Annotated in this window: 29 protein-coding genes; 1 reads left to right on the forward strand and 28 read right to left on the reverse strand. The window is 31.9% G+C overall.

From position 1 onward, the window contains the following. Window positions 1–198 (forward strand): hypothetical protein (locus tag BLS32_RS18655; protein ID WP_217639581.1); only part of this gene is annotated, 198 nt, incomplete at its 5' end. Between the two features lie 516 nt (window positions 199–714). On the opposite strand, the gene BLS32_RS17805 is transcribed toward BLS32_RS18655, so the two are convergent. The 28 genes from BLS32_RS17805 to BLS32_RS17945 form a co-directional block, all read right to left on the reverse strand. Continuing rightward, window positions 715–1,017, reverse strand: coding sequence for a hypothetical protein (locus BLS32_RS17805; RefSeq protein WP_091399332.1), 303 nt, complete (start codon window positions 1,015–1,017; stop codon window positions 715–717). A 247-nt stretch (window positions 1,018–1,264) separates the two neighbouring features. Further along, entirely contained in the window at window positions 1,265–1,780 is a 516-nt protein-coding gene (locus BLS32_RS17815; protein ID WP_091399337.1) for a hypothetical protein, read from the reverse strand. A gap of 168 nt (window positions 1,781–1,948) precedes the next feature. Further along, window positions 1,949–2,986, reverse strand: coding sequence for a hypothetical protein (locus BLS32_RS17820; protein WP_217639582.1), 1,038 nt, complete (start codon window positions 2,984–2,986; stop codon window positions 1,949–1,951). 815 nt (window positions 2,987–3,801) lie between these two features. Continuing rightward, entirely contained in the window at window positions 3,802–4,410 is a 609-nt protein-coding gene (locus tag BLS32_RS17830; protein ID WP_091399343.1) for a hypothetical protein, read from the reverse strand. A gap of 39 nt (window positions 4,411–4,449) precedes the next feature. Beyond that, entirely contained in the window at window positions 4,450–4,878 is a 429-nt protein-coding gene (locus BLS32_RS17835) for a hypothetical protein (protein ID WP_091399345.1), read from the reverse strand. Window positions 4,879–5,041: 163 nt separating this feature from the next. Continuing rightward, entirely contained in the window at window positions 5,042–5,674 is a 633-nt protein-coding gene (locus tag BLS32_RS17840) for a hypothetical protein (RefSeq protein WP_139171812.1), read from the reverse strand. A 168-nt stretch (window positions 5,675–5,842) separates the two neighbouring features. Beyond that, a complete protein-coding gene (locus BLS32_RS17845) occupies window positions 5,843–6,217 on the reverse strand; it encodes a type II toxin-antitoxin system death-on-curing family toxin (RefSeq protein ID WP_091399350.1) in 375 nt (124 codons plus the stop codon). Next, window positions 6,214–6,405: a hypothetical protein gene (locus BLS32_RS17850; RefSeq protein ID WP_091399351.1), complete on the reverse strand. Its 192-nt coding sequence runs from the start codon at window positions 6,403–6,405 to the stop codon at window positions 6,214–6,216. The genes BLS32_RS17845 and BLS32_RS17850 overlap by 4 nt, the downstream gene beginning before the upstream one ends. Before the next feature lie 196 nt (window positions 6,406–6,601). Continuing rightward, window positions 6,602–7,096, reverse strand: coding sequence for a DUF6169 family protein (locus BLS32_RS17855; RefSeq protein WP_091399355.1), 495 nt, complete (start codon window positions 7,094–7,096; stop codon window positions 6,602–6,604). Next, complete coding sequence (locus BLS32_RS18570) at window positions 7,080–7,226, reverse strand: hypothetical protein (RefSeq protein ID WP_170227628.1); 147 nt, start codon at window positions 7,224–7,226, stop codon at window positions 7,080–7,082. The genes BLS32_RS17855 and BLS32_RS18570 overlap by 17 nt, the downstream gene beginning before the upstream one ends. Before the next feature lie 294 nt (window positions 7,227–7,520). Further along, the gene (locus BLS32_RS17860; RefSeq protein WP_139171813.1) at window positions 7,521–7,850 is read right to left on the reverse strand and encodes a hypothetical protein; all 330 of its coding nucleotides are present in this window, start codon (window positions 7,848–7,850) and stop codon (window positions 7,521–7,523) included. A gap of 11 nt (window positions 7,851–7,861) precedes the next feature. Next, window positions 7,862–8,008, reverse strand: coding sequence for a hypothetical protein (locus BLS32_RS18575; RefSeq protein ID WP_170227627.1), 147 nt, complete (start codon window positions 8,006–8,008; stop codon window positions 7,862–7,864). A 192-nt stretch (window positions 8,009–8,200) separates the two neighbouring features. Continuing rightward, window positions 8,201–8,683 (reverse strand): peptidase associated/transthyretin-like domain-containing protein, encoded by a 483-nt coding sequence (locus tag BLS32_RS17870; RefSeq protein WP_091399362.1) that lies wholly within the window; start codon window positions 8,681–8,683, stop codon window positions 8,201–8,203. 171 nt (window positions 8,684–8,854) lie between these two features. Further along, window positions 8,855–9,403: a DUF4468 domain-containing protein gene (locus BLS32_RS17875; RefSeq protein ID WP_091399365.1), complete on the reverse strand. Its 549-nt coding sequence runs from the start codon at window positions 9,401–9,403 to the stop codon at window positions 8,855–8,857. Window positions 9,404–9,572: 169 nt separating this feature from the next. Then, window positions 9,573–10,040 carry a hypothetical protein gene (locus tag BLS32_RS17880; protein ID WP_091399367.1) on the reverse strand — a complete coding sequence of 156 codons (468 nt, stop codon included), beginning with the start codon at window positions 10,038–10,040 and terminating at the stop codon, window positions 9,573–9,575. A 164-nt stretch (window positions 10,041–10,204) separates the two neighbouring features. Then, a complete protein-coding gene (locus BLS32_RS17885; RefSeq protein WP_091399370.1) occupies window positions 10,205–10,696 on the reverse strand; it encodes a hypothetical protein in 492 nt (163 codons plus the stop codon). A gap of 167 nt (window positions 10,697–10,863) precedes the next feature. Then, the gene (locus BLS32_RS17890; RefSeq protein WP_091399373.1) at window positions 10,864–11,373 is read right to left on the reverse strand and encodes an Imm63 family immunity protein; all 510 of its coding nucleotides are present in this window, start codon (window positions 11,371–11,373) and stop codon (window positions 10,864–10,866) included. 175 nt (window positions 11,374–11,548) lie between these two features. Then, complete coding sequence (locus BLS32_RS17895; RefSeq protein ID WP_091399375.1) at window positions 11,549–11,878, reverse strand: hypothetical protein; 330 nt, start codon at window positions 11,876–11,878, stop codon at window positions 11,549–11,551. Window positions 11,879–12,075: 197 nt separating this feature from the next. Beyond that, complete coding sequence (locus BLS32_RS17900) at window positions 12,076–12,405, reverse strand: hypothetical protein (protein WP_091399378.1); 330 nt, start codon at window positions 12,403–12,405, stop codon at window positions 12,076–12,078. A 3-nt stretch (window positions 12,406–12,408) separates the two neighbouring features. Then, window positions 12,409–12,783: a DUF6864 domain-containing function gene (locus BLS32_RS17905; RefSeq protein WP_091399380.1), complete on the reverse strand. Its 375-nt coding sequence runs from the start codon at window positions 12,781–12,783 to the stop codon at window positions 12,409–12,411. A gap of 206 nt (window positions 12,784–12,989) precedes the next feature. Then, a complete protein-coding gene (locus BLS32_RS17910; RefSeq protein WP_091399383.1) occupies window positions 12,990–13,475 on the reverse strand; it encodes a DUF6843 domain-containing protein in 486 nt (161 codons plus the stop codon). 137 nt (window positions 13,476–13,612) lie between these two features. Then, a complete protein-coding gene (locus BLS32_RS17915) occupies window positions 13,613–14,671 on the reverse strand; it encodes a glycosaminoglycan attachment protein (RefSeq protein ID WP_139171814.1) in 1,059 nt (352 codons plus the stop codon). Between the two features lie 134 nt (window positions 14,672–14,805). Further along, window positions 14,806–15,489, reverse strand: a complete 684-nt coding sequence (locus BLS32_RS17920; protein WP_139171815.1) for a DUF4844 domain-containing protein — start codon at window positions 15,487–15,489, stop codon at window positions 14,806–14,808. 362 nt (window positions 15,490–15,851) lie between these two features. Then, window positions 15,852–16,097: a hypothetical protein gene (locus BLS32_RS17930; protein WP_091399393.1), complete on the reverse strand. Its 246-nt coding sequence runs from the start codon at window positions 16,095–16,097 to the stop codon at window positions 15,852–15,854. A gap of 185 nt (window positions 16,098–16,282) precedes the next feature. Further along, window positions 16,283–16,717: a hypothetical protein gene (locus tag BLS32_RS17935; protein ID WP_091399394.1), complete on the reverse strand. Its 435-nt coding sequence runs from the start codon at window positions 16,715–16,717 to the stop codon at window positions 16,283–16,285. A gap of 180 nt (window positions 16,718–16,897) precedes the next feature. Further along, entirely contained in the window at window positions 16,898–17,308 is a 411-nt protein-coding gene (locus BLS32_RS17940) for a hypothetical protein (protein ID WP_091399397.1), read from the reverse strand. A 241-nt stretch (window positions 17,309–17,549) separates the two neighbouring features. Then, complete coding sequence (locus BLS32_RS18580) at window positions 17,550–17,702, reverse strand: hypothetical protein (RefSeq protein ID WP_170227625.1); 153 nt, start codon at window positions 17,700–17,702, stop codon at window positions 17,550–17,552. 5 nt (window positions 17,703–17,707) lie between these two features. Beyond that, window positions 17,708–18,154: a DUF6934 family protein gene (locus BLS32_RS17945; protein ID WP_091399401.1), complete on the reverse strand. Its 447-nt coding sequence runs from the start codon at window positions 18,152–18,154 to the stop codon at window positions 17,708–17,710. Window positions 18,155–18,329 lie beyond the last annotated feature (175 nt).

An 18,329-nucleotide genomic window follows, 5' to 3' on the forward strand; every position in this document is an offset into this window, starting at 1 on the left:
AACGTTCCCGGCATATGCGCAGTTGCGGTCTTAATACCTGAGAATTTTCTGCTACCGAAAAACGAAGTTAATGAAAATAATGTTTCTTTTAACTCAAATCCCGCAATTGCGTATATGCCGTGTTGGGCGAGATTTTCTATTAATCATATTTGGAAAAACGATATGACTTTAAAATTAATCATAAATAGATGTGATTAATGAAAATCGACCAGTTTGACCGTGGACGCAGCCAGATAAATACGGATTTAAATATGTCGCTTATGTCTTATAAGCGATCGTTTTTAAATCCGCCAGCCCAAAAACTACTTTTTTTTAAGCGGCCGAAGTTAGCGTAATGAATTTAACAAAATGTACAGTAAAACCGCAGCAGTGTCTCTTGATTCATAGATATTTTTACGCTAACTTCTCCAAGCTTCTAAAGCGATTAGCTTTGAAAAACGCGTTTTTCAGCGAATCCCTTCGCGAAGCTTGGCAGCAAAAATCGTCATTCTTCCTCTTTTGCCCGCTTAAAAAAAAGTAGTTTTTGTCGCTGAATTTATCGGCTGCGGTAACGTCAAATTGCGCCCAACGTTTCGCGGCTTAAGCGAGGTTGCGATTCAAGCGGACCGAGTTTTCTCTGCCAAGGTAAAACTTTCTTCGTGAAAACAAAATTTCCGGTTACCGAAAACCAGCAATCTCGCTTAGCCGCTGTTACCAGCAGTAGCATTTTTTCTACTAAGCATTTTTCACGAAAACTCCAATTTGACAATTATGTGGCATTGAATCTGTCGGAGAATACATATTAATTCCGACATCATTAAATGCTTCATAAAGTTCCGGCTCCATTTTAAAATTTACTGATTCAACAATATATTTTGTTCCGTTATACTCAAGTGTAGTTCCTGCTTGCATGAATTGCGATTTGTCCCAATCTTCACGTTTTATATTTAGCAAATCAAAAGATTCGCGATTATACAAATAAGCTATTTCAGCTCCTTCGATGTGTTTAATCAAAATTCTTGTCTGTAATTGTTCCATAGTTTAAATGATTTTGTTTCACAAATATATAAATTATATCTATTAAATTGTAAAAAATCATAAACTTTTCTGATAGTTTCCTTCTGCGCAATTTTGGAGCTATTGCAGGTAACGTTTGGCCGGTAAGCGAATTCGCGATGCCAGCGGACTGAGTTTTCTCTGCTAAGATAAAACTTTCTTCGTGAAAAACAATGTTCATTTTACCGAAAACCAGCGCAATTAGCTTACCGGCGGTTAGCAGAAGGCTCTATATCTTACGAGTTAAAACATGTTTAAAATATTTATTTAAAAAACCATTTCCATTAAATTTTTTTTGAACAATTGGTTTTGCAGCAATTACGGCTTTTTCATATTCTTTTCGATTTACATTTGGTAAATCTCCCAAATGAACCATTTTGTAAATTATATTTTCTGGTTCAATTAGCGTTGCTTTTAAAAGCATTTCTTTTCCTTGTTTTTCCAAGATGTCAAAATCTCCAAATTCGTAAGGGAAAAGAGTAACAGTATAACCAGCTATGAAATTAAACTCTGCTAATTCAGAAAAATTTCTTTTTCCATCACTAAGCATATTTACTAATTCTTTATTTAAATCTATTTTTTCTCGAAATTCTTTCGGCGCATCTTCAATAGAAATCCATAGAAAGAAAAAGAAATGTTTCCAAATTACATAATCAAGGTTTTGTTTTGAATACAGATTTTTATATGCATTGAATGCTTCCTCAAATTCATTATTTTCCTCAAATTCTAATATACTTTCAATCATTTCTTTGATTTTTTTGGAGCTTTCTGCTAACGTTTTGCCGCTTCACGAATTTGCGATTCAAGCGAGCTGAGTATTGTCTGCCAAGATAAAACTTTCTTCGTGAAAATGAACATTCAATTTACCGAAAACCAGCAAGTTCTTGAAGCGGCGGTTGGCAGAAGTGCTTTATTATATTTCGTACCGTACTTCGCTTAAATTATGCTTTAATTCGAAATTGAAATTATTTTCTGTTTTCCATTTATGATATTCTTCAAAATTTAGATTTACGTTTTCAGGAATTATTAATATCATTTTATATTCTTCCATTAGAAACTCGTTTAAAAAAGGAGAGTCTATAATCTTATTTAAGTTTTTGAGATATTTTTTTGTTTCATCTGACGATTTATATTTATGCTTGTGTTCATATAAAACAAATTGTTTTAATGCTTCTTTGTGCATGTCTATATACAAATCTTGAAATCCTGAATATTTTTCTTTTTCCTCAAGGTTTTTAATTAACCATTCACACTTTTTAAAAGAATATGCCATAGTTGAAACCAACATAGTTGAGTCTTTAATTGCTGTACTTGAAAAAGAAATAGCACCTTTTAAATTAAACAATTTCAGTCCAGTTAATCTGGACGGGTCGATTTTATTTATTATTTTGCTTTCTAAATCAATTAAGTTTTGATTATTCAATTCTGATGAAGTAATTCTAATTTTATACATCCATGTACCGCATTCAAGTATGGTTAACAAACTGTTTTCGTTATTTGAATTTTTTGAAATTCCACGTATTCCATTACAAGTATATTTTTCTCCTTTATGATTTATGATTTTGAGGTTTTTAAAATCTACATCTTTATTGAAAGCTATATTATAAACACTTAAAAACTCATTTCGTAATCTGCCTTCATTTCCAATTTTGTCTGGATATATATAAATATTAATTTTTGTGTTTTCTTTTTCATAAGTGACGCCAATATTTTCATCTTTTTTATCAAAAGAGTAGGCTTCAATTAAGTTGAAATCATCGATATTTTTAGGGAAATCTGTTTTAGTTGCCGAATGAATAAATTCTTCTTTAGATTTTAATTTTTTTGGTGAATTCCTCAATTGAGAATAACCATTTATGTTTATAAAAAATAACAAAATTAATATTTTAAATATTTTTATTCTCATCGGTTTAATATGTTGTTGGTTGTTCTTTCGTTTGCGTTCTTGCATTTCTGCCAACGTTTCGCGGCTTAAGCGAGGTTGCGATTCAAGCGGACTGAGTTTTCTCTGCCAAGATAAAACTTTCTTCGTGAAAATAAAATTTCTAGTTACCGAAAACCAGCAATCTCGCTTAGCCGCTGTTAGCAGCAGTTTGTTATATTAACCTGTATAATTTATAATTTCGGTAGTAAGCTTTATGTAGATATTTGCCGAAATTAGTGATAGAACTATTATATATGATCCTGTAGAAATTAAATTATTTATCAAGTGATTTTTTTTAAAACTGTAAATAAAATAAAGTATAAATAGACAGTTAAATTCTGCAATTTGCATTAAAACATCGTATGGATACAATCCCTCTACTACAAATGACCTATGATTTATATATTTAGAAAAGATAAATCCTAAATTCAAAAAGAGAAACAATATGAAAAAATTGACAGATTGTTTTGATATTTTCGAAAGTAATAGAGATCGATTTATTGGTAGTATTAATATCAGAAATAAAATAAGCAACAATTCCTCAATAATTACAATAGTATTCCCTCCAGCCATAAACTGAATAAAAACCACGAAAAAACTGAAAATGACAAAGGCAATAGATAGGATTGAAATTGTTATTTGTCTCATCTTGTAAGTTGTTGTATCGTTCCGGATCGCTTTCAAATTGCTGCTAACGTTAGGCCGCTAACTGTCAGTTGCTGATGAAAGCGAGCCGAGTATTCTCTGCCAAGATAAAACTTTCCTCGTGAAAACAAAACTTTCTATAACCCGAAAATCAGCAATTGCAGTTAGCGGCGGTTATGCGATGCCAAAACGATTATTTATTTTCTGGGCCCTTTAGGCATATCAGCAGGATAATCTGTTTTCACTCTTTTAGGAATTGCATGAAATTCGTCATTCTGCATTGCTTTCTTGTAAATTTCATTATATTTTTTAGCATTCAATTTATGATATGCAATTCTTATATAATTGAATTCTTTATTTACTTTGTATGTTACGCTATCTTTAAAATATAAGTTTAAAGTATCTTTTTCAAATTTATAGATAAATGGCTCTAATCCTTTTATCGATTCGATTGTATCTGTACTTTTTATATTTTCACTTCGATCAGTTATTAAAGTAATTTGACTATCATCCGTAACTCCCCAGTTTAGAGAATTTATATAAATTCTCTCTCCATTTAAGGAAATTAGTTCCTCGTGATTCAAAGTTCCTTCCGCATTTGAGTTACAACTTCCCAATAGCGCCAAACTTGCAATTACAATTGATAATTTAAACATTCGATATCTGATTAGTTGATTTTTTGTAGTACGCGCTTTCATTGGTTTCGCATAACGTTTCGCCGCTTCAAGAAGTTGCCGATGAAAGCGGACTGAGTATTCTCTGCCAAGATAATATTTCTTCGTGAAACCACAACTTCCGGCTACCAAAAACTCGGCAATTTCTTGAAGCGGTTGTTAGCAGAAGTTTTATTTCCAGAGCTTTAGGATAAAATTTGGTCCATCTTTAATCGTTTCAATGATTCCTTCATCAGAAATTTTGTTTTCTAATTTGTAGAGATCTTTTATTTTCTGAGATTTATCATTTTCAAAAACTATTTCCGTATCCAAAAATTCTTTTTCTGTGAATCTAAACATTTTTAGAAGTTCAGTTTCGCTAAGTCTTTCGGCGTTTCGCAATTCAAACACAGTTTGATGTCTGTATTCTATATCTGGTTTGGAATTTTTACCTTCAAAGAAATCTGAAGTTGCAATCCAAATATCCATTCTGATAACACCAGTGGTTTCAACTTCAAAAAATGTTTGAAGAGTAACGTTTCGTAATCCTGAATTTCTGTCATTATATTCAGAATTGTAATGTATTATTTTATTGAATTTATTTAATAATTCGGGTTCCATATGTGTTTATTATTTTCTTGGTTGCAATCGCGTCGTTAAAAATTTCTGCTAACGTTTCGCGGCTAAGCGAATTCGGCGAAAATAGGAGCAGAGTATTCTCTGCTGAACGGAAACGAAGTTATGAAAAATACTGTTTCAATTTACGAAAAACCAGCCGATTCGCTTAGCCGCTGTTGGCGGTCAGTGTCTTTTTTAGAATACCTCTATCTAATTCGTTTTTGCAATCAAATATTCGAGCTAATATCGAAAAATCAATTTTGCCTTGTTTGTAATAATTGAAAAGTTCTTGTTTTGCATGGATTATCTGATTTCTATAATCTTGTTGAAAATGTATTTTCAAAACAGTTGAATCATGTAAAGACATTTCAAACAAGTTTTCTATACCATTTGACATTAAGCCGTTGAAATTAAAACGTGATGCATAATTATTAGAGTCTCCAACAAAATCAAAATTCCAAATTTCAATTTTATTAATTTGATCGAGCGAATATTCTTTTTTGTCTAGAGTAATTTTTTCCATGTTTAATTCTAAATAACCTTCAATTGATCCCTTTAACGGCTGGTAGGTATTGAAATTTAAATGAAGTTTTAAAAATATTGGAGCTAAAAAAACAATAATCATAACTGATATGAAAAGCCAATTTGTTGTTATTGAATTAACTAACGTAGTATCTAAATTAGGAGACAAAGTATTATATATTATCCCAATTAGAACAAATGCTGCAAATATTAAAGATGCAATTACATTGTTTGTGAAATAAAATTTATTAATGTCTTTATATATTTTGAATTTCATCGTTTACCGATTCTTTTTTTGACATTGCCGCCAACGTTTCGCGGCTTAAGCGAGGTTGCGATTCAAGCGGACTGAGTTTTCTCTGCCAAGATAAAACTTTCTTCGTGAAAACGAAATTTCCGGTTACCGAAAACCAGCAATCTCGCTTAGCCGCTGTTATGAGCCGTTTTACAGTTGAAGATTTGACTCAATCCATTTTTTTATTTCTTCAAATCTATATTCTCCTGTACTTGCTGAAATAACAAATGAATATTTTTCTTCTTGACTTGCAGATATATCGAAGTGAAATTCTAATAAAATTAATCTCATTAACGTATATGCAGTTCGCTTATTTCCATCAATAAAAGGATGATTTATAATTATGCTTTCTAAAATTGCAGCAGCTTTTTCTATAGCATTTGGGTATAAATCATTTCCATCAAAAGTAGCATATGGCCGAGCTAATGCAGACTCTAATAATCCCAAGTCACGAATTCCCTTACTTCCGCCAAATTTATCAATTAAAATATTATGAATAATTTCAACCTCTTTTATTGAAATCATTGCGCAAGTTTATGAAGTAAGTCGCTATCTTCAGAAAGAATTTTTTTGAAGTTAGAAGTCAAAGTATTGGAACTTGAAGATTTTTCAGATTGAACTTCTTTTATTAAATCTAAAATATCTGCAAGAAGTTTTTCTGGAACTTGATCCAGAGCTTTGCTGATTTCTTTTTTGATCTCTGTAGTTGTCATATTTCAAAGATAACATTTTTTTCAATTGATACGATTATGTTCGCAAAAAAATGGCTTATAACGTTTCGCGGCTTAAGCGAGGTTGCGATTCAAGCGGACTGAGTTTTCTCTGCCAAGATAAAACTTTCTTCGTGAAAACAAAATTTCCGGTTACCAAAAACCAGCAATCTAGCTTAGCCGCTGTTAGCGGTGGTTTTTATTTTGAATTTAAAACTTCTTCGATATTATTATATGCGGTAAGAACGTACTCAATATTTTGGTTATCGTTATGGTATAGCAAAGAAGTATAAAGTAAATATGTTTCTCCATTAGCTTCACAATTAATAACATTATCAATTTTCGTTACGAATTCATTAAAAGTGCTATTTAAATACCATCTATCAAATACATTAAATCTAATTTCTGCCTTTTCTTCATCTTCAGAGCAGATATAAATTAAAGAATTTTGAGCATTTTCAAAGAAAGATTTTATTATGTCGTCAATTGTTCTCGCAACCGCACTATCAAAAGGTTCAATAGTGTCACTAACTTTTTCAATAATTACTTGATATACATTTTCAATAGTGTCTTCAGATACAGAATCAAGAGTTTCATCAATTATAAATACAACTTTATATTCGATGTTATTTTTAGTAGTAAAATTGTAAGTACTTGTAACTTCGTTAAAAGTGTAGTTATAAAGGTTTGGCAAACTTAATACCTTTTTGAGTTACTGTTTCAATAGAAGTGTTTCCTTTCAAAAAAGAACGAACAGTAGCTTTATCTGCAACCATTTTGGTTATAGATTTCATTATTGATTCTTTTGTGATGATCTTTTTCATACTGCAAATATATAACTTTCTCCATATTAATCAATATGATGTTCAATTATTTTAACATTAGTAGATTCTCTATGAAGATGATTGTTTTGATGTTTATAATTATCTTCATAAAAATCAATAGTTCTAATTGAATCCGGATGTCCTTGAAAATCACCGCTAACGTTTTGCCTGTAACCGTCAGTCGCGGATCAAAGCGGACTGAGTTCTCTCTGCTAAGATATAATTTCTTCGTGAAACAATAACTTCCGGCTACTGAAATCTCCGCGATTGCGGTTACAGGCGGTTATGTGAAGCTTATTTTATATTCATGGATTCTTTCCAACTTTCTTTAAGATTATTTACCTCAATTTTATTGAGTGTTGAAAAGTCAGACAATAAATCTTGGGGAACTAAAACTACATTTTCGTAAATGATTTCAGTTCCTGTTCGATTGGCAAGCTCACCCAATCTTATTATTGCCAAACTATTAGATTTGTCGATAAAAACGTGTCTTGAAATATCTTCGATTTGAATTTTAAATTGCTCTCCATTTTTCATAGGAATGTAAAGAGTTGCCTGCTTTGCGTTTTCAATAAATTGTCTTTCTACTATTACTGCGGAGTATGGACTTTTTAAATTTTCCATATCAAAAACGGTCAAATATCCGACCGCTTTTCTAAAGCTCCATTTTTTAAAATTTCAACTTCAATCGTTGTACGATTATTAATGGTCTTTTCTTGCGCGGAAGCTTGGAAATTTGCAAACAGAATTAACAAGGAAAACAATATTTTAATTTTTTTCATATTCTTTGACTTTAAATGTTTCGATTTGCTGCTTTTAAGTTTCACATAACGTTTCGCCGGTAAGCGAATTCGCGATGCCAGCGGACTGAGTTTTCTCTGCCAAGATAGAACTTTCTTCGTGAAAAACAAACGCTCAACCTACCGAAATCCAGCGTAATTAGCTTACCGGCTGTTAGCCGTTGTTTTTATTTTTCAGTTCTGTTTTGGTCTGCTGTTTTCTTTTAAACTTTTCAAAGTAATAATTGGCTTAAATAATACTTTTTCACAAGCGTAACAATTTTCAATTCTGTATTGTTCAAACTCACCAAATTTTGTTTTATAAAATTCATATCCACTTTTCTCAATTTCGAACTCCGCATAACAATAGCCAATTGGCAAATCTAATGGAGTATGAAACCAATCTATTCTTGATTTTTCATAAAACTTGAAGTTTCCATTTTTGTCCGTTTTGACACTTTCAGCTCTTAAATCTCTTGATTCATTCGAGCCAATTTCCTCATTTATGTAATACTCTTTTTCAATTCTGTAAACTGTTGCATTGATTATAGGCTTATTATTTTCGTCAATTACCTTTCCTTCAATATTTGCCTCATAAATTACTTTCTGAGGATGAATGAAAATTCCAATTATTAAAATTAGAAGCGTTAAAAGGAAAATTTTGGTTGATTTTTTCATTTTTCGTGTCGTTCAGGTAAAATAACGGCTAACGTTTCGCGGCTAAATGTCAGTTGCGAATCAAAGCGAGCTGAGTTTTCTCTGCCAAGATAATGTTTCTTCGTGAAATAGAGATTTCCGGTTAAGAAAAACTTCGCAATTGCATTTAGCCGCTGTTACCAGTCGTTTTTTTTACCAATCTTTATTCTTACTTGGAATTTGTTCATTCAGCAAAAAAGTTTTTAAACTTAGATTTAACGTATTGAAATAATTGATTAGTTTCTCACATTTGGATTTATACCGACCTTTAATCTGTCCGTTTTTGTCGACATATTTGTTTGTATGTGTAATTTCAAAGTCTTTCCATATTGGTTCAGAACCGCCCCACAAGAGATTATCAGATTCATTCCAAAATTGAATCTGTATTATATCAAATTTATATTTACCATCTTTAAATGAGATTTCAATTTGATATTTTGTACCACTACCAATTAGGTCTTTTGCGGATCCTTCAATTCTAATATATTCATTTTCAATCTGAGCTTTTTGTACTGCGCTAGGAGTATTATAGGTTACTGCTATCCAATCAATTGTTTTCTTATATAGTTGAGATTGAGTTTTATTCTCGCATTCTACAACTAAGAAATCGGTTAATCCTTCTTCCGAAAATCTAAATTTGGTTTCTTGCGCAAAACCAAACTTTGTGAAAATAATGAAAAATAAAAATGCTAATTGTTTCATGATACGGTTTTCGGCGGTTTCAAAATGACTGGTAACGTTTCGCGGCTTAAGCGAGGTTGCGATGCCAGCGGACTGAGTTTTCTCTGCCAAGATAAAACTTTCTTCGTGAAAACAAAATTTCCGGTTACCGAAAACCAGCAATCTCGCTTAGCCGCTGTTATAAGCCGTTTTATTTTTTATTTGGTTTTGTGATATACATTTCAGGGTTTGGCCGCTCTGTGTTTTGCCAAATAAAATTATAGCCAGTTTCTTTAATTTCCATATCAAAATCTCTATAAACGTCGAAAACATTTTCTCGCATACTTCCAATAAGAACGAAGCTAAAAAGAATTAGTGTACTTACTATTAATGATGCAACAATTAAATATTTCGGTATTATTATCTTTACAAAAAAGCGATTAATGGTCAGTATTAATAAAAACCAAAATGTAAAATATATTAATAAATCGATGGTTAACTCGACTACAAAAAATTGATTTGACATCGATGTAAACCATCCATCGCAAACATATGGAAAAGGAAATCCAGCCATCATTGAATCTGGCGCATCATCAGGAAAAACATACCACCATTTCCTAAATACTACAAATGATAATAAAGTTAAGGGTAACACTAATTTCCATGCTAATTGTTTCATTATTACGTTGGTTTTCAATAATGGCTTATAACGTTTCGCGGCTTAAGCGAGGTTGCGATTAAAGCGGACTAAGTTTTCTCTGCCAAGATAAACTTTCTTCGTGAAAACAAAATTTCCGGTTACCGAAAAACCAGCAATCTCGCTTAGCCGCTGTTACCAGCAGTTTAATAATAAAAAATATAAATCATTGAAATTATTGTAATAAACATCATTGAAGCTACAAGCGCAATATTTGAAGCGTTATTTTTAATGAAAATATTAAGAATTGAAATTAATATGGAAATTCTAAATAATATAGAAAGCCAAATATTTGAAAATAGTCCAACTTGAACATCTTTTTCATAATTATTTTCCAGAACAATTATTTCATTTACATTTTTAAATATCGCGGATTTCACAAGTTTTAGTTTCTGTCCTTTTACATAATCTTCGTCCGGTGATTTTCCAATGTAATAAAGTTCTCCACTTTCCAATAACATTACAGTTTTTGCTTCTATTATGGGTTTTCTTGCTGTGCCAGTACTCGCTGTAGAGCCATAAATAGACTCTAATTTTTTAATATTACTTTCTGTGCCAGGAAGACATAAATCTAAAATTACAAAACCTGAAAGTATAAGATTGAATATAATTAAACGATTTATTGTCTTTTTATCCATAATTGAGATTTCGTGCGGCTAAATTGCTGGTAACGTTTTGCGGCTAAGCGAGTTCGGCGGAAATAGGAGCAGAGTATTCTCTGCTGAACGGAAACGAAGTTATGAAAAATACTGTTTCAAATTACCAAAAACCAGCCGATTCGCTTAGCCGCTGTTAGCGGTAGTTTCTAATTTTCAGGATACTTTTCGTATACTAATTTATTAATCTCAACTTCAGAATATCCCAGCTTTCTTAACTCATAACTGTAAGTTGCGCGAATACTGGCTAAGTCGTCAAAAGGATGATTTTTTAAAATATTTAATTGACTTGTAATTCTTTTTTCTTTCCAATTGCTATTAAGTTTATCAAGAATTTCATTTTGCTTTTCAAAAATTATTCTACGACAATCTTGATTTTCGATTCTATTTTTAAGTTCGTATTCGCAAGCTATTGAAAAACTGATTCCAGAAAATATCCAATAAAGTAATTCGTCTTTATTTTTAGCAATCTTATCTTCTAATATCTTACCGCGCTCAGAAACTTTAAAATGAATATTTCCTAAAGCATCAATTTCTACAAAAGGATAAGCGTCTTCATTTGATTTCCATAAATATGCAAAAGAATTTTTAGGAATGTCAATTTTTTCAGCTAATTCATAAATAGCATTCTTAATTTCTACTATCAAGTTTTCTTTCATATTTGTCTTGTTTTCTGCGATTTTTCTGAAATTACCGCTAACGTTTCGCGGCTTAAGCGAGGTTGCGATTCAAGCGAACTGAGTTTTCTCTGCCAAGATAAAACTTTCTTCGTGAAAACAAAATGTCCGGTTACCGAAAACCAGCAATCTCGCTTAGCCGCTGTTATAAGCTGGCCTATTGTTTATGTTGTAATACTACTTTTAAACCTGTATGAGTTTGAAATTTATTTTCCGGGATATAGTTTGGAACAATGCAATTAACTGAATCATCGAACCATTCTGTTTGAAGTTCACTTCCCTCCAACAATTTTCCAACGATAGTATCGGAATAGAGAATTGTACTATCAGAATTAGTTTTAGAAACGATTTGAGCAGAAAAATGATTAGAATCGATTTTAGTCTGGTTAAGATTTATAAATTCCTCTTGTCTTTTAATATTATTTTTACAGCTTTGTGTAAGAAAATTTAAAGCTACAATAATAAAGATAAATTGAATTCTTTTCATTTTTGATTTATTGTTTGTGTTTAATTACTATCGTCAATTTCGGCGGTTGGCTTGCTTATAACGTTAGGCCTGTAACCGTCAGTCGCGGATAAAAGCGAACTGAGTTCTCTCTGCTAAGATAGAATTTCTTCGTGAAATAAAACTTCATTTTACCGAAATCTCCGCGATTGCGGCTACAGGCGGTTATAAGCAGGCGTTTAACTTTTAGACTTTCCAAACGCATAACCTAATGCCAATGTTATTAATGGAATTATGAATTGCCATGCTGTAGAAACTTCGCCAATTATGTCGGGAACCTTTTCATTTTGTCTAAATAACCACCCATTTAAATATATTAATGTTGTAATGGCAATGCCGGCTTTAAAAGCCCAAGTTATGGTTAAATAAACAAATGTATTCTTTGCGTCTTCGCCTTTACCAATAAACTCGGTTATTTTTCCGCCGGTATTATTTTTTGCTAAACTTGAATCTGGAGATGTTCTCTCTTCGATTTGAAGATCTTCATCCTGTGATAATTGATTTTCCATTTACTATTTGATTTGGTCTAACATCAATGTCCAGTCAATTATGCGTTTCCCGTCGTTCGAACTTGGTGTCCAAATCCAAAAGGAAATATATAATTTTCTGCCGCTAATTGTACCAATATGCCAAGGTGTTAACGCTCCAGTTCCCAGTGGATTGTCAAAATTAATTAGATCAAAAATACCCACTTTACCGTCAACATTTCTTTTTGTTACTTTTGTTTCTTTATTATCTGAATCGCTTATGAAATTAAACTCAAAAGTTAAATCGTTTATCTTGAGTTTTAGCGGCATGTCTATTAGGGAAGGAGCGCAACCATTACCTACGATTTCATATTCTCCAACAAAACTGGAAATTTTTAATGCTTGATCTATTGTATTCATGTCGACCTATTATTTTAATTTAATTCAAATATCGTGTATTTATCTGTAATGCTGATCCGAGCTTGCTTATAACGTTTGGCCTGTAACCGCAGTCGCGGATCAAAGCGGACTGAGTATTCTCTGCTAAGATATAATTTCTTCGTGAAAACAGAACTTCATTTTACCGAAAACTCCGCGATTGAGGTTACAGGCGGTTATGTGTAGTCTTAAAATTTACGACCCAATTTTTCCATAATTCTTTGTTCAAAACTACTAATATATTTGTAATCGGATATTGAATCGATATTTTTTTTACTGGCAATTGTACTTTCCAAAAACTCAATAGGATTTACGTCATCTGAATTACCGTAAACTCCAACAGTACCATATCTAACAACCATTGGTATTTCAGTTGCACCTTTATCCAAATCTAAAATGTTGATTTTTGTTCTATTTCCGCTTTTGTCTATATAATAATATTTTTGATGTAAAATGCCAGTTTCTATTTTAGAACTTGTTATTAATATTCCGTCTTCTGGAATTTTGTAAATTCTTCTGTCATTCTCAATAGGAATTTGGGTAGCATTTGGCTGATTAAAAACAACTGTAATTCTACCTTCAAATCCATTAGGAATTAAAAAGGTTTCTTTCACTGACTGGCTACAACTAGTTAAGAATGTGAGTAAAAACGTGAATATAGCGAGGTTTTTCATAAGATTACACATAACGTTTTGCCGGTAAGCGAATTCGCGATGCCAGCGGACTGAGTATTCTCTGCCAAGATAAAACTTTCTTCGTGAAAAACAAACGTTCAACTTACCGAAAACCAGCGTAATTAGCTTACCGGCTGTTACCTGCTGTCCTTATTTCTATATTTTTCTGGAATCATGATGTGAGTTTCAGACTGATACGGATAAAATCTTGGAACATAAGCGTAAAAACCATTATCATTGTATCCATGAAGGAAATCTGGAAACATTTTTCTATCAATAGGATATTTCGCTTTCGGATTATGGTACATTGAAATCCCTTGAGCCCAATTCTCTATTGGACCGTCTTTACCAACCATATATTGAAATGGAATTGGAGTAGAAGCGTTTGGGTTGTGGTCATACATATTTCCAATTCTGATCATCTCAATATCACTATTTCCATAATTTTTTAATTTCCCCATTCTATTAAATTTAGATATCGTACCGGAATTACTAAAGATTACTGCGCTTATATATTCAGAATTTTTAAGGTTGAAGAAATTTGACGGAATGCTTTTATCTGTCGATTTATGTTCAGTTATTTCAAATGTTTCGATATTCAGGTTTTGGTTATCGTCATAATGCCAGTTATTTTCAATGCCATATAAATATCCGGTTAAATTACTGTCTGAAAGCCAATGTGATAAACTATGGTGAAATGGTTCGACAGCTAATATTATTGGATTTCCCGCTACCCAATCAAGTTTCCAATACTCCTTTTTAAGTTTATTGAATAATGCCCCCGCGATTCTTATTGTACTTTCGTTACGCAACTCGTAAATAAACTTTTCAAAACCATCTTTCGGAATATTTTTTATTACATCCATTTTGTCTTCTATTTGTTCATTGAATGCTGGATTTGATATAACAGCTTCTACAAAAATTTTCTTGTCATTTTTTGATAGCTCGAAATCTGGACGTTCATGTGCTCTTGCAATACTAAATTTTTGCTCTTGAAATGCTGCCAATAAAGACAACTCCCAAATTCTAGAATCAAATCCATTAGACTGAAATTGCACAACAAAATCTTTATCAATTGGTTTAACAGAATTGTAAACCTCATTGAGTAGTGTCCTTGCTGCGCTATGTCCTATGGTATCACGAACAAGCTTATAATTTTTATGCTGCTTTTCAATAGAAACGATATCGTTAAACAAGTTTGTCATAGGATTGCAGGTAACGTTTTGCCTGTAACCGCAGTCGCGGATCAAAGCGAAACGAGTTCTCTCTGCTAAGATAGAATTTCTTCGTGAAAACCAAATGTCAATTTACCGAAAACTCCGGATTGCGGTTACAGGCGGTTACCAGCAGCCTTTGTTTTTAGTTGATATAATCTGTTTAAAGCTTTCACTAAATCGAATTCTTCTTTTGGTAATTCTTCTATTAGTTCATAATTGAGAAATCTATATTTTTTTATTCCTGCACCTTTATCTAAAAGATTTAATTCAGAACATTTTATGCATTTAATTATGTCGAACTCAAAGCTAGGAATGTCATCATTTCGTTCTAATATAAAAGTTTCCAATTTAGTATTACATTTTTGACAATCTATCGAAAGAATTTCATGTCTTTCTCTTTCCTCTGCTAATACTTTTTCTGACGCAATTTTTTCTGCATTTTCATGATCATAGGTTTCAGTTCCGTAAGTCCAAAAGTTTAATTTTCTTGTAAGACTATCAACTTCTAAAATTTTCGCAATTTTATCAAAGTAGTCTATGACAAATTCTTTTTCTTCCGTATCTAATTTGTTAGATTTTATTTTCTTAAAATGGTCTTCGTAAATATTTTCAAATTCTTTATCCGTGTTTTTTGAATTACTTGCAGAAATTAAATCTGTTAGCAAATTATTAAATGATTTTTCAAGCAAACCACAAAGATTTTTTTCAGAAGGATTTAGTCCACGGATTTTCCATTTTTCACTTGAAAAATTTTCAATACTTTTTAATTTTTCCAATTCCAAAATTCGATGACTCATGATTGTTCTTTAAGGTTGCTGGTAACGTTTTGCGGCTAAGCGAGTTCGGCGGAAATAGGAGCAGAGTATTCTCTGCTGAACGGAAACGAAGTTATGAAAAATACTGTTTCAAATTACCAAAAACCAGCCGATTCGCTTAGCCGCTGTTATGTGACGTTTTTTATTTTATTTTTCCAATAGTTTATTGTATATGCTAATAATGTTACCAAGAATGAAATACTTGTTAGAATACTAAGAATAAGCCCAAACCAATATAAAATACAGAGTTTGAAATATTCTGCTACTCCAAGACTCAGAAGAGCCAATAAAAGTCCCCAAAGATTTTGATTAAGATTTATTTTAAAATTATCAACACTCATAATTTAAATATTAGAATTTTTAAGATCTCTATATTTTTTAATATTTGCGTTATACTCATCATTAAGTTCTTGTATTCTTTCTTTGTCTACTTCTGGAAGATCTACATTATCTTCCAAGCATTTTACAATTTTTTTTGAGAAATGGTCTAATTCTCGACAAACTTTAGCTAAGTTATCATTGATTATAATTTCTTCCTGTTTTTCAAGTATTTCTTCAAGTTGTCGAGCTAATATTTCTCTATAATTCATAATTATTTATTTGATGTTATTTTTACCGCGATCGTCATAAAATGTCACATAACGTTTCGCGGCTTAAGCGAGGTTGCGATTCAAGCGGACTGAGTTTTCTCTGTCAAGATAAAACTTTCTTCGTGAAAACAAAATTTCCGGTTACCGAAAACCAGCAATCTCGCTTAGCCGCTGTTACCCGCAGATTATATTTGTTTACACTCAAGTTGACTCATTTGCTTTTTTCTAAAAACATCAAAAAGAATAAAAATGGCAATTGCTGATATTCCTAACATAAAACATAAAGCGCCAGTTTTTAATGGAAGAAAACCCATAACTACTGATATGATCCAAATAGTTAAAAGATTCAGATTAAAAAAACCAGCCAAAATATAAAAGAAGTTGTTTTTGAGAATGTCTTGTTTATGTTTTTTGAAAATCGTTAACCGCAATAAAATAGACAAAATACCAATAGCTACCGCTGCGCAAACACTTTCAATAAAATTAAAAAATAATGTCATGCTGCTCATATTATATTGATCGTTCACGACAGAATTATAATAGTCAAAAAAGCTATATAGAGTCCAAATATTGATAACAATGAAGGACAAAGCGATATTCTTGTAAAGTTGTATTTTCATAGTAATGGTTGGTTTGCGATTCGCGGCTAATTTGCGGGTAACGTTTCGCGGCTAAGCGAATTCGGCGAAAATAGGAACAGAGTATTCTCTGCCGAACGGAAACTAAGTTATGAAAAATACTGTTACAATTTACAAAAAACCAGCCGATTCGCTTAGCCGCTGTTGTGCGAAATTCATTTCTTAATCATTTTTAGACTTGCTAAAATTGAATTCAATTCCGTCCAACACTTTTTCGCCATCTTCATATGCTTTTAACAAAACACTCAAATCTACGCTGTTATTTTTGTAGTCATAATAAGCTTTATTCAAAATTCGCCAGCCATTCCTAACATTATTTGCTTTTGTAGGCAAATTAAAAGCTGTTATTAACGTTATGAAAAGAGTAGCAAAAAAAGCTATGATTTGGATGGCTAATGGTTCTAAAATTCCAGCAAAAGCACTTACGAAAAGTGACGAAGTTATTGAAAGAAATCCCATGACTATTAATGATGCTTGAAGCCAATTAGCCATTTTATTCCAAGTGTATAAATGATTTTCAATTTTTTGAACTAGTAAATCGTTTTGGATTTGGTCGATTGTGTTTGTTTCCATAATAAATACATATAAAATTATTAAAAATAATACTCTTAATTTTTTGCTTATATCCAATGTCGATTTATAGGTTGCGACGATTCGGCGGTTTCAAATTTCGCACAACGTTTCGCGGCTAAGCGAATTCGGCGAAAATAGAAGCAGAGTATTCTCTGCTGAACGGAAACGAAGTTATGGAAAAAACTGTTTCAATTACAGAAAACCAGCCGATTCGCTTAGCCGCTGTTAGCTGAAGGTTATACTAATTCTCTAACTTTGGAAGTTTAGCTTTTGATAACATTTCATTTGCCAAAGCAAGTTTTTTCGGAAACAAAATTTTTCCTCTGAACTCTTCAAGTTTCTTGTCAATTTTTACAACTGGAATTTTTCCTTTATTTAAATCTTCTACTTTCATAATTATTACTTTTTTCTGGTTACTAAAAATCCCAAATAATCTTCTCCTAGAACAAATGATTCAAATTCTTCATCATTTCTTAAACCATAGACATAAAAATCACGTTTAAGTTCTTCTAAATTATTTGTAATTCCCATTCTGTATAATCTCGTTCTAGCCTCATTGCTTCCTGTAGCATAAACATAAGCGTCAGGTTTTTTTGCTGTGAAAGCATATACAGTGGAAACTACAGTAGCTAGAACTTTTTGTCCATCACCATTATTTGTAACAATTTCGTCATTGATTTCTTTCGTTTCAAGATCTAAATCTCCGAATCCAAGATTGAAGTAACCTTTAATACTCATTTCAGTATACTGAATAATTTTCGTTACTTTTCCTTTATTTCCGATGCTATCAAACTCGAAGATGTTTAATTCGTCTTCGGTTGCATATTCATATCTCGGATAATTCATAAACTTAAATTTAGTTAAGGACAAATTTAGCAATTTTCAAAAGAGTTTCTCGTTTCGCGTGATTTTTTTTAACTTTCAGCTAACGTTTCGCGGCTTAAGCGAGGTTGCGATTCAAGCGGACTGAGTTTTCTCTGCCAAGATAAAACTTTCTTCGTGAAAACAAAATTTCCGGTTA

The organism is Flavobacterium noncentrifugens, from assembly GCF_900100375.1.
Classification (GTDB): domain Bacteria; phylum Bacteroidota; class Bacteroidia; order Flavobacteriales; family Flavobacteriaceae; genus Flavobacterium; species Flavobacterium noncentrifugens.

Coding starts and splice junctions, on each gene's coding strand:
- BLS32_RS17805 (WP_091399332.1), bottom strand. CDS start 1,017: ATGGAACAATTACAGACAAGAATTTTGATTAAACACATCGAAGGAGCT.
- BLS32_RS17815 (WP_091399337.1), bottom strand. CDS start 1,780: ATGATTGAAAGTATATTAGAATTTGAGGAAAATAATGAATTTGAGGAA.
- BLS32_RS17820 (WP_217639582.1), bottom strand. CDS start 2,986: ATGCAAGAACGCAAACGAAAGAACAACCAACAACATATTAAACCGATG.
- BLS32_RS17835 (WP_091399345.1), bottom strand. CDS start 4,878: ATGGAACCCGAATTATTAAATAAATTCAATAAAATAATACATTACAAT.
- BLS32_RS17840 (WP_139171812.1), bottom strand. CDS start 5,674: ATGAAATTCAAAATATATAAAGACATTAATAAATTTTATTTCACAAAC.
- BLS32_RS17845 (WP_091399350.1), bottom strand. CDS start 6,217: ATGATTTCAATAAAAGAGGTTGAAATTATTCATAATATTTTAATTGAT.
- BLS32_RS17850 (WP_091399351.1), bottom strand. CDS start 6,405: ATGACAACTACAGAGATCAAAAAAGAAATCAGCAAAGCTCTGGATCAA.
- BLS32_RS18570 (WP_170227628.1), bottom strand. CDS start 7,226: ATGAAAAAGATCATCACAAAAGAATCAATAATGAAATCTATAACCAAA.
- BLS32_RS17860 (WP_139171813.1), bottom strand. CDS start 7,850: ATGGAAAATTTAAAAAGTCCATACTCCGCAGTAATAGTAGAAAGACAA.
- BLS32_RS18575 (WP_170227627.1), bottom strand. CDS start 8,008: ATGAAAAAAATTAAAATATTGTTTTCCTTGTTAATTCTGTTTGCAAAT.
- BLS32_RS17870 (WP_091399362.1), bottom strand. CDS start 8,683: ATGAAAAAATCAACCAAAATTTTCCTTTTAACGCTTCTAATTTTAATA.
- BLS32_RS17875 (WP_091399365.1), bottom strand. CDS start 9,403: ATGAAACAATTAGCATTTTTATTTTTCATTATTTTCACAAAGTTTGGT.
- BLS32_RS17880 (WP_091399367.1), bottom strand. CDS start 10,040: ATGAAACAATTAGCATGGAAATTAGTGTTACCCTTAACTTTATTATCA.
- BLS32_RS17885 (WP_091399370.1), bottom strand. CDS start 10,696: ATGGATAAAAAGACAATAAATCGTTTAATTATATTCAATCTTATACTT.
- BLS32_RS17890 (WP_091399373.1), bottom strand. CDS start 11,373: ATGAAAGAAAACTTGATAGTAGAAATTAAGAATGCTATTTATGAATTA.
- BLS32_RS17895 (WP_091399375.1), bottom strand. CDS start 11,878: ATGAAAAGAATTCAATTTATCTTTATTATTGTAGCTTTAAATTTTCTT.
- BLS32_RS17900 (WP_091399378.1), bottom strand. CDS start 12,405: ATGGAAAATCAATTATCACAGGATGAAGATCTTCAAATCGAAGAGAGA.
- BLS32_RS17905 (WP_091399380.1), bottom strand. CDS start 12,783: ATGAATACAATAGATCAAGCATTAAAAATTTCCAGTTTTGTTGGAGAA.
- BLS32_RS17910 (WP_091399383.1), bottom strand. CDS start 13,475: ATGAAAAACCTCGCTATATTCACGTTTTTACTCACATTCTTAACTAGT.
- BLS32_RS17920 (WP_139171815.1), bottom strand. CDS start 15,489: ATGAGTCATCGAATTTTGGAATTGGAAAAATTAAAAAGTATTGAAAAT.
- BLS32_RS17930 (WP_091399393.1), bottom strand. CDS start 16,097: ATGAATTATAGAGAAATATTAGCTCGACAACTTGAAGAAATACTTGAA.
- BLS32_RS17935 (WP_091399394.1), bottom strand. CDS start 16,717: ATGAAAATACAACTTTACAAGAATATCGCTTTGTCCTTCATTGTTATC.
- BLS32_RS17940 (WP_091399397.1), bottom strand. CDS start 17,308: ATGGAAACAAACACAATCGACCAAATCCAAAACGATTTACTAGTTCAA.
- BLS32_RS18580 (WP_170227625.1), bottom strand. CDS start 17,702: ATGAAAGTAGAAGATTTAAATAAAGGAAAAATTCCAGTTGTAAAAATT.
- BLS32_RS17945 (WP_091399401.1), bottom strand. CDS start 18,154: ATGAATTATCCGAGATATGAATATGCAACCGAAGACGAATTAAACATC.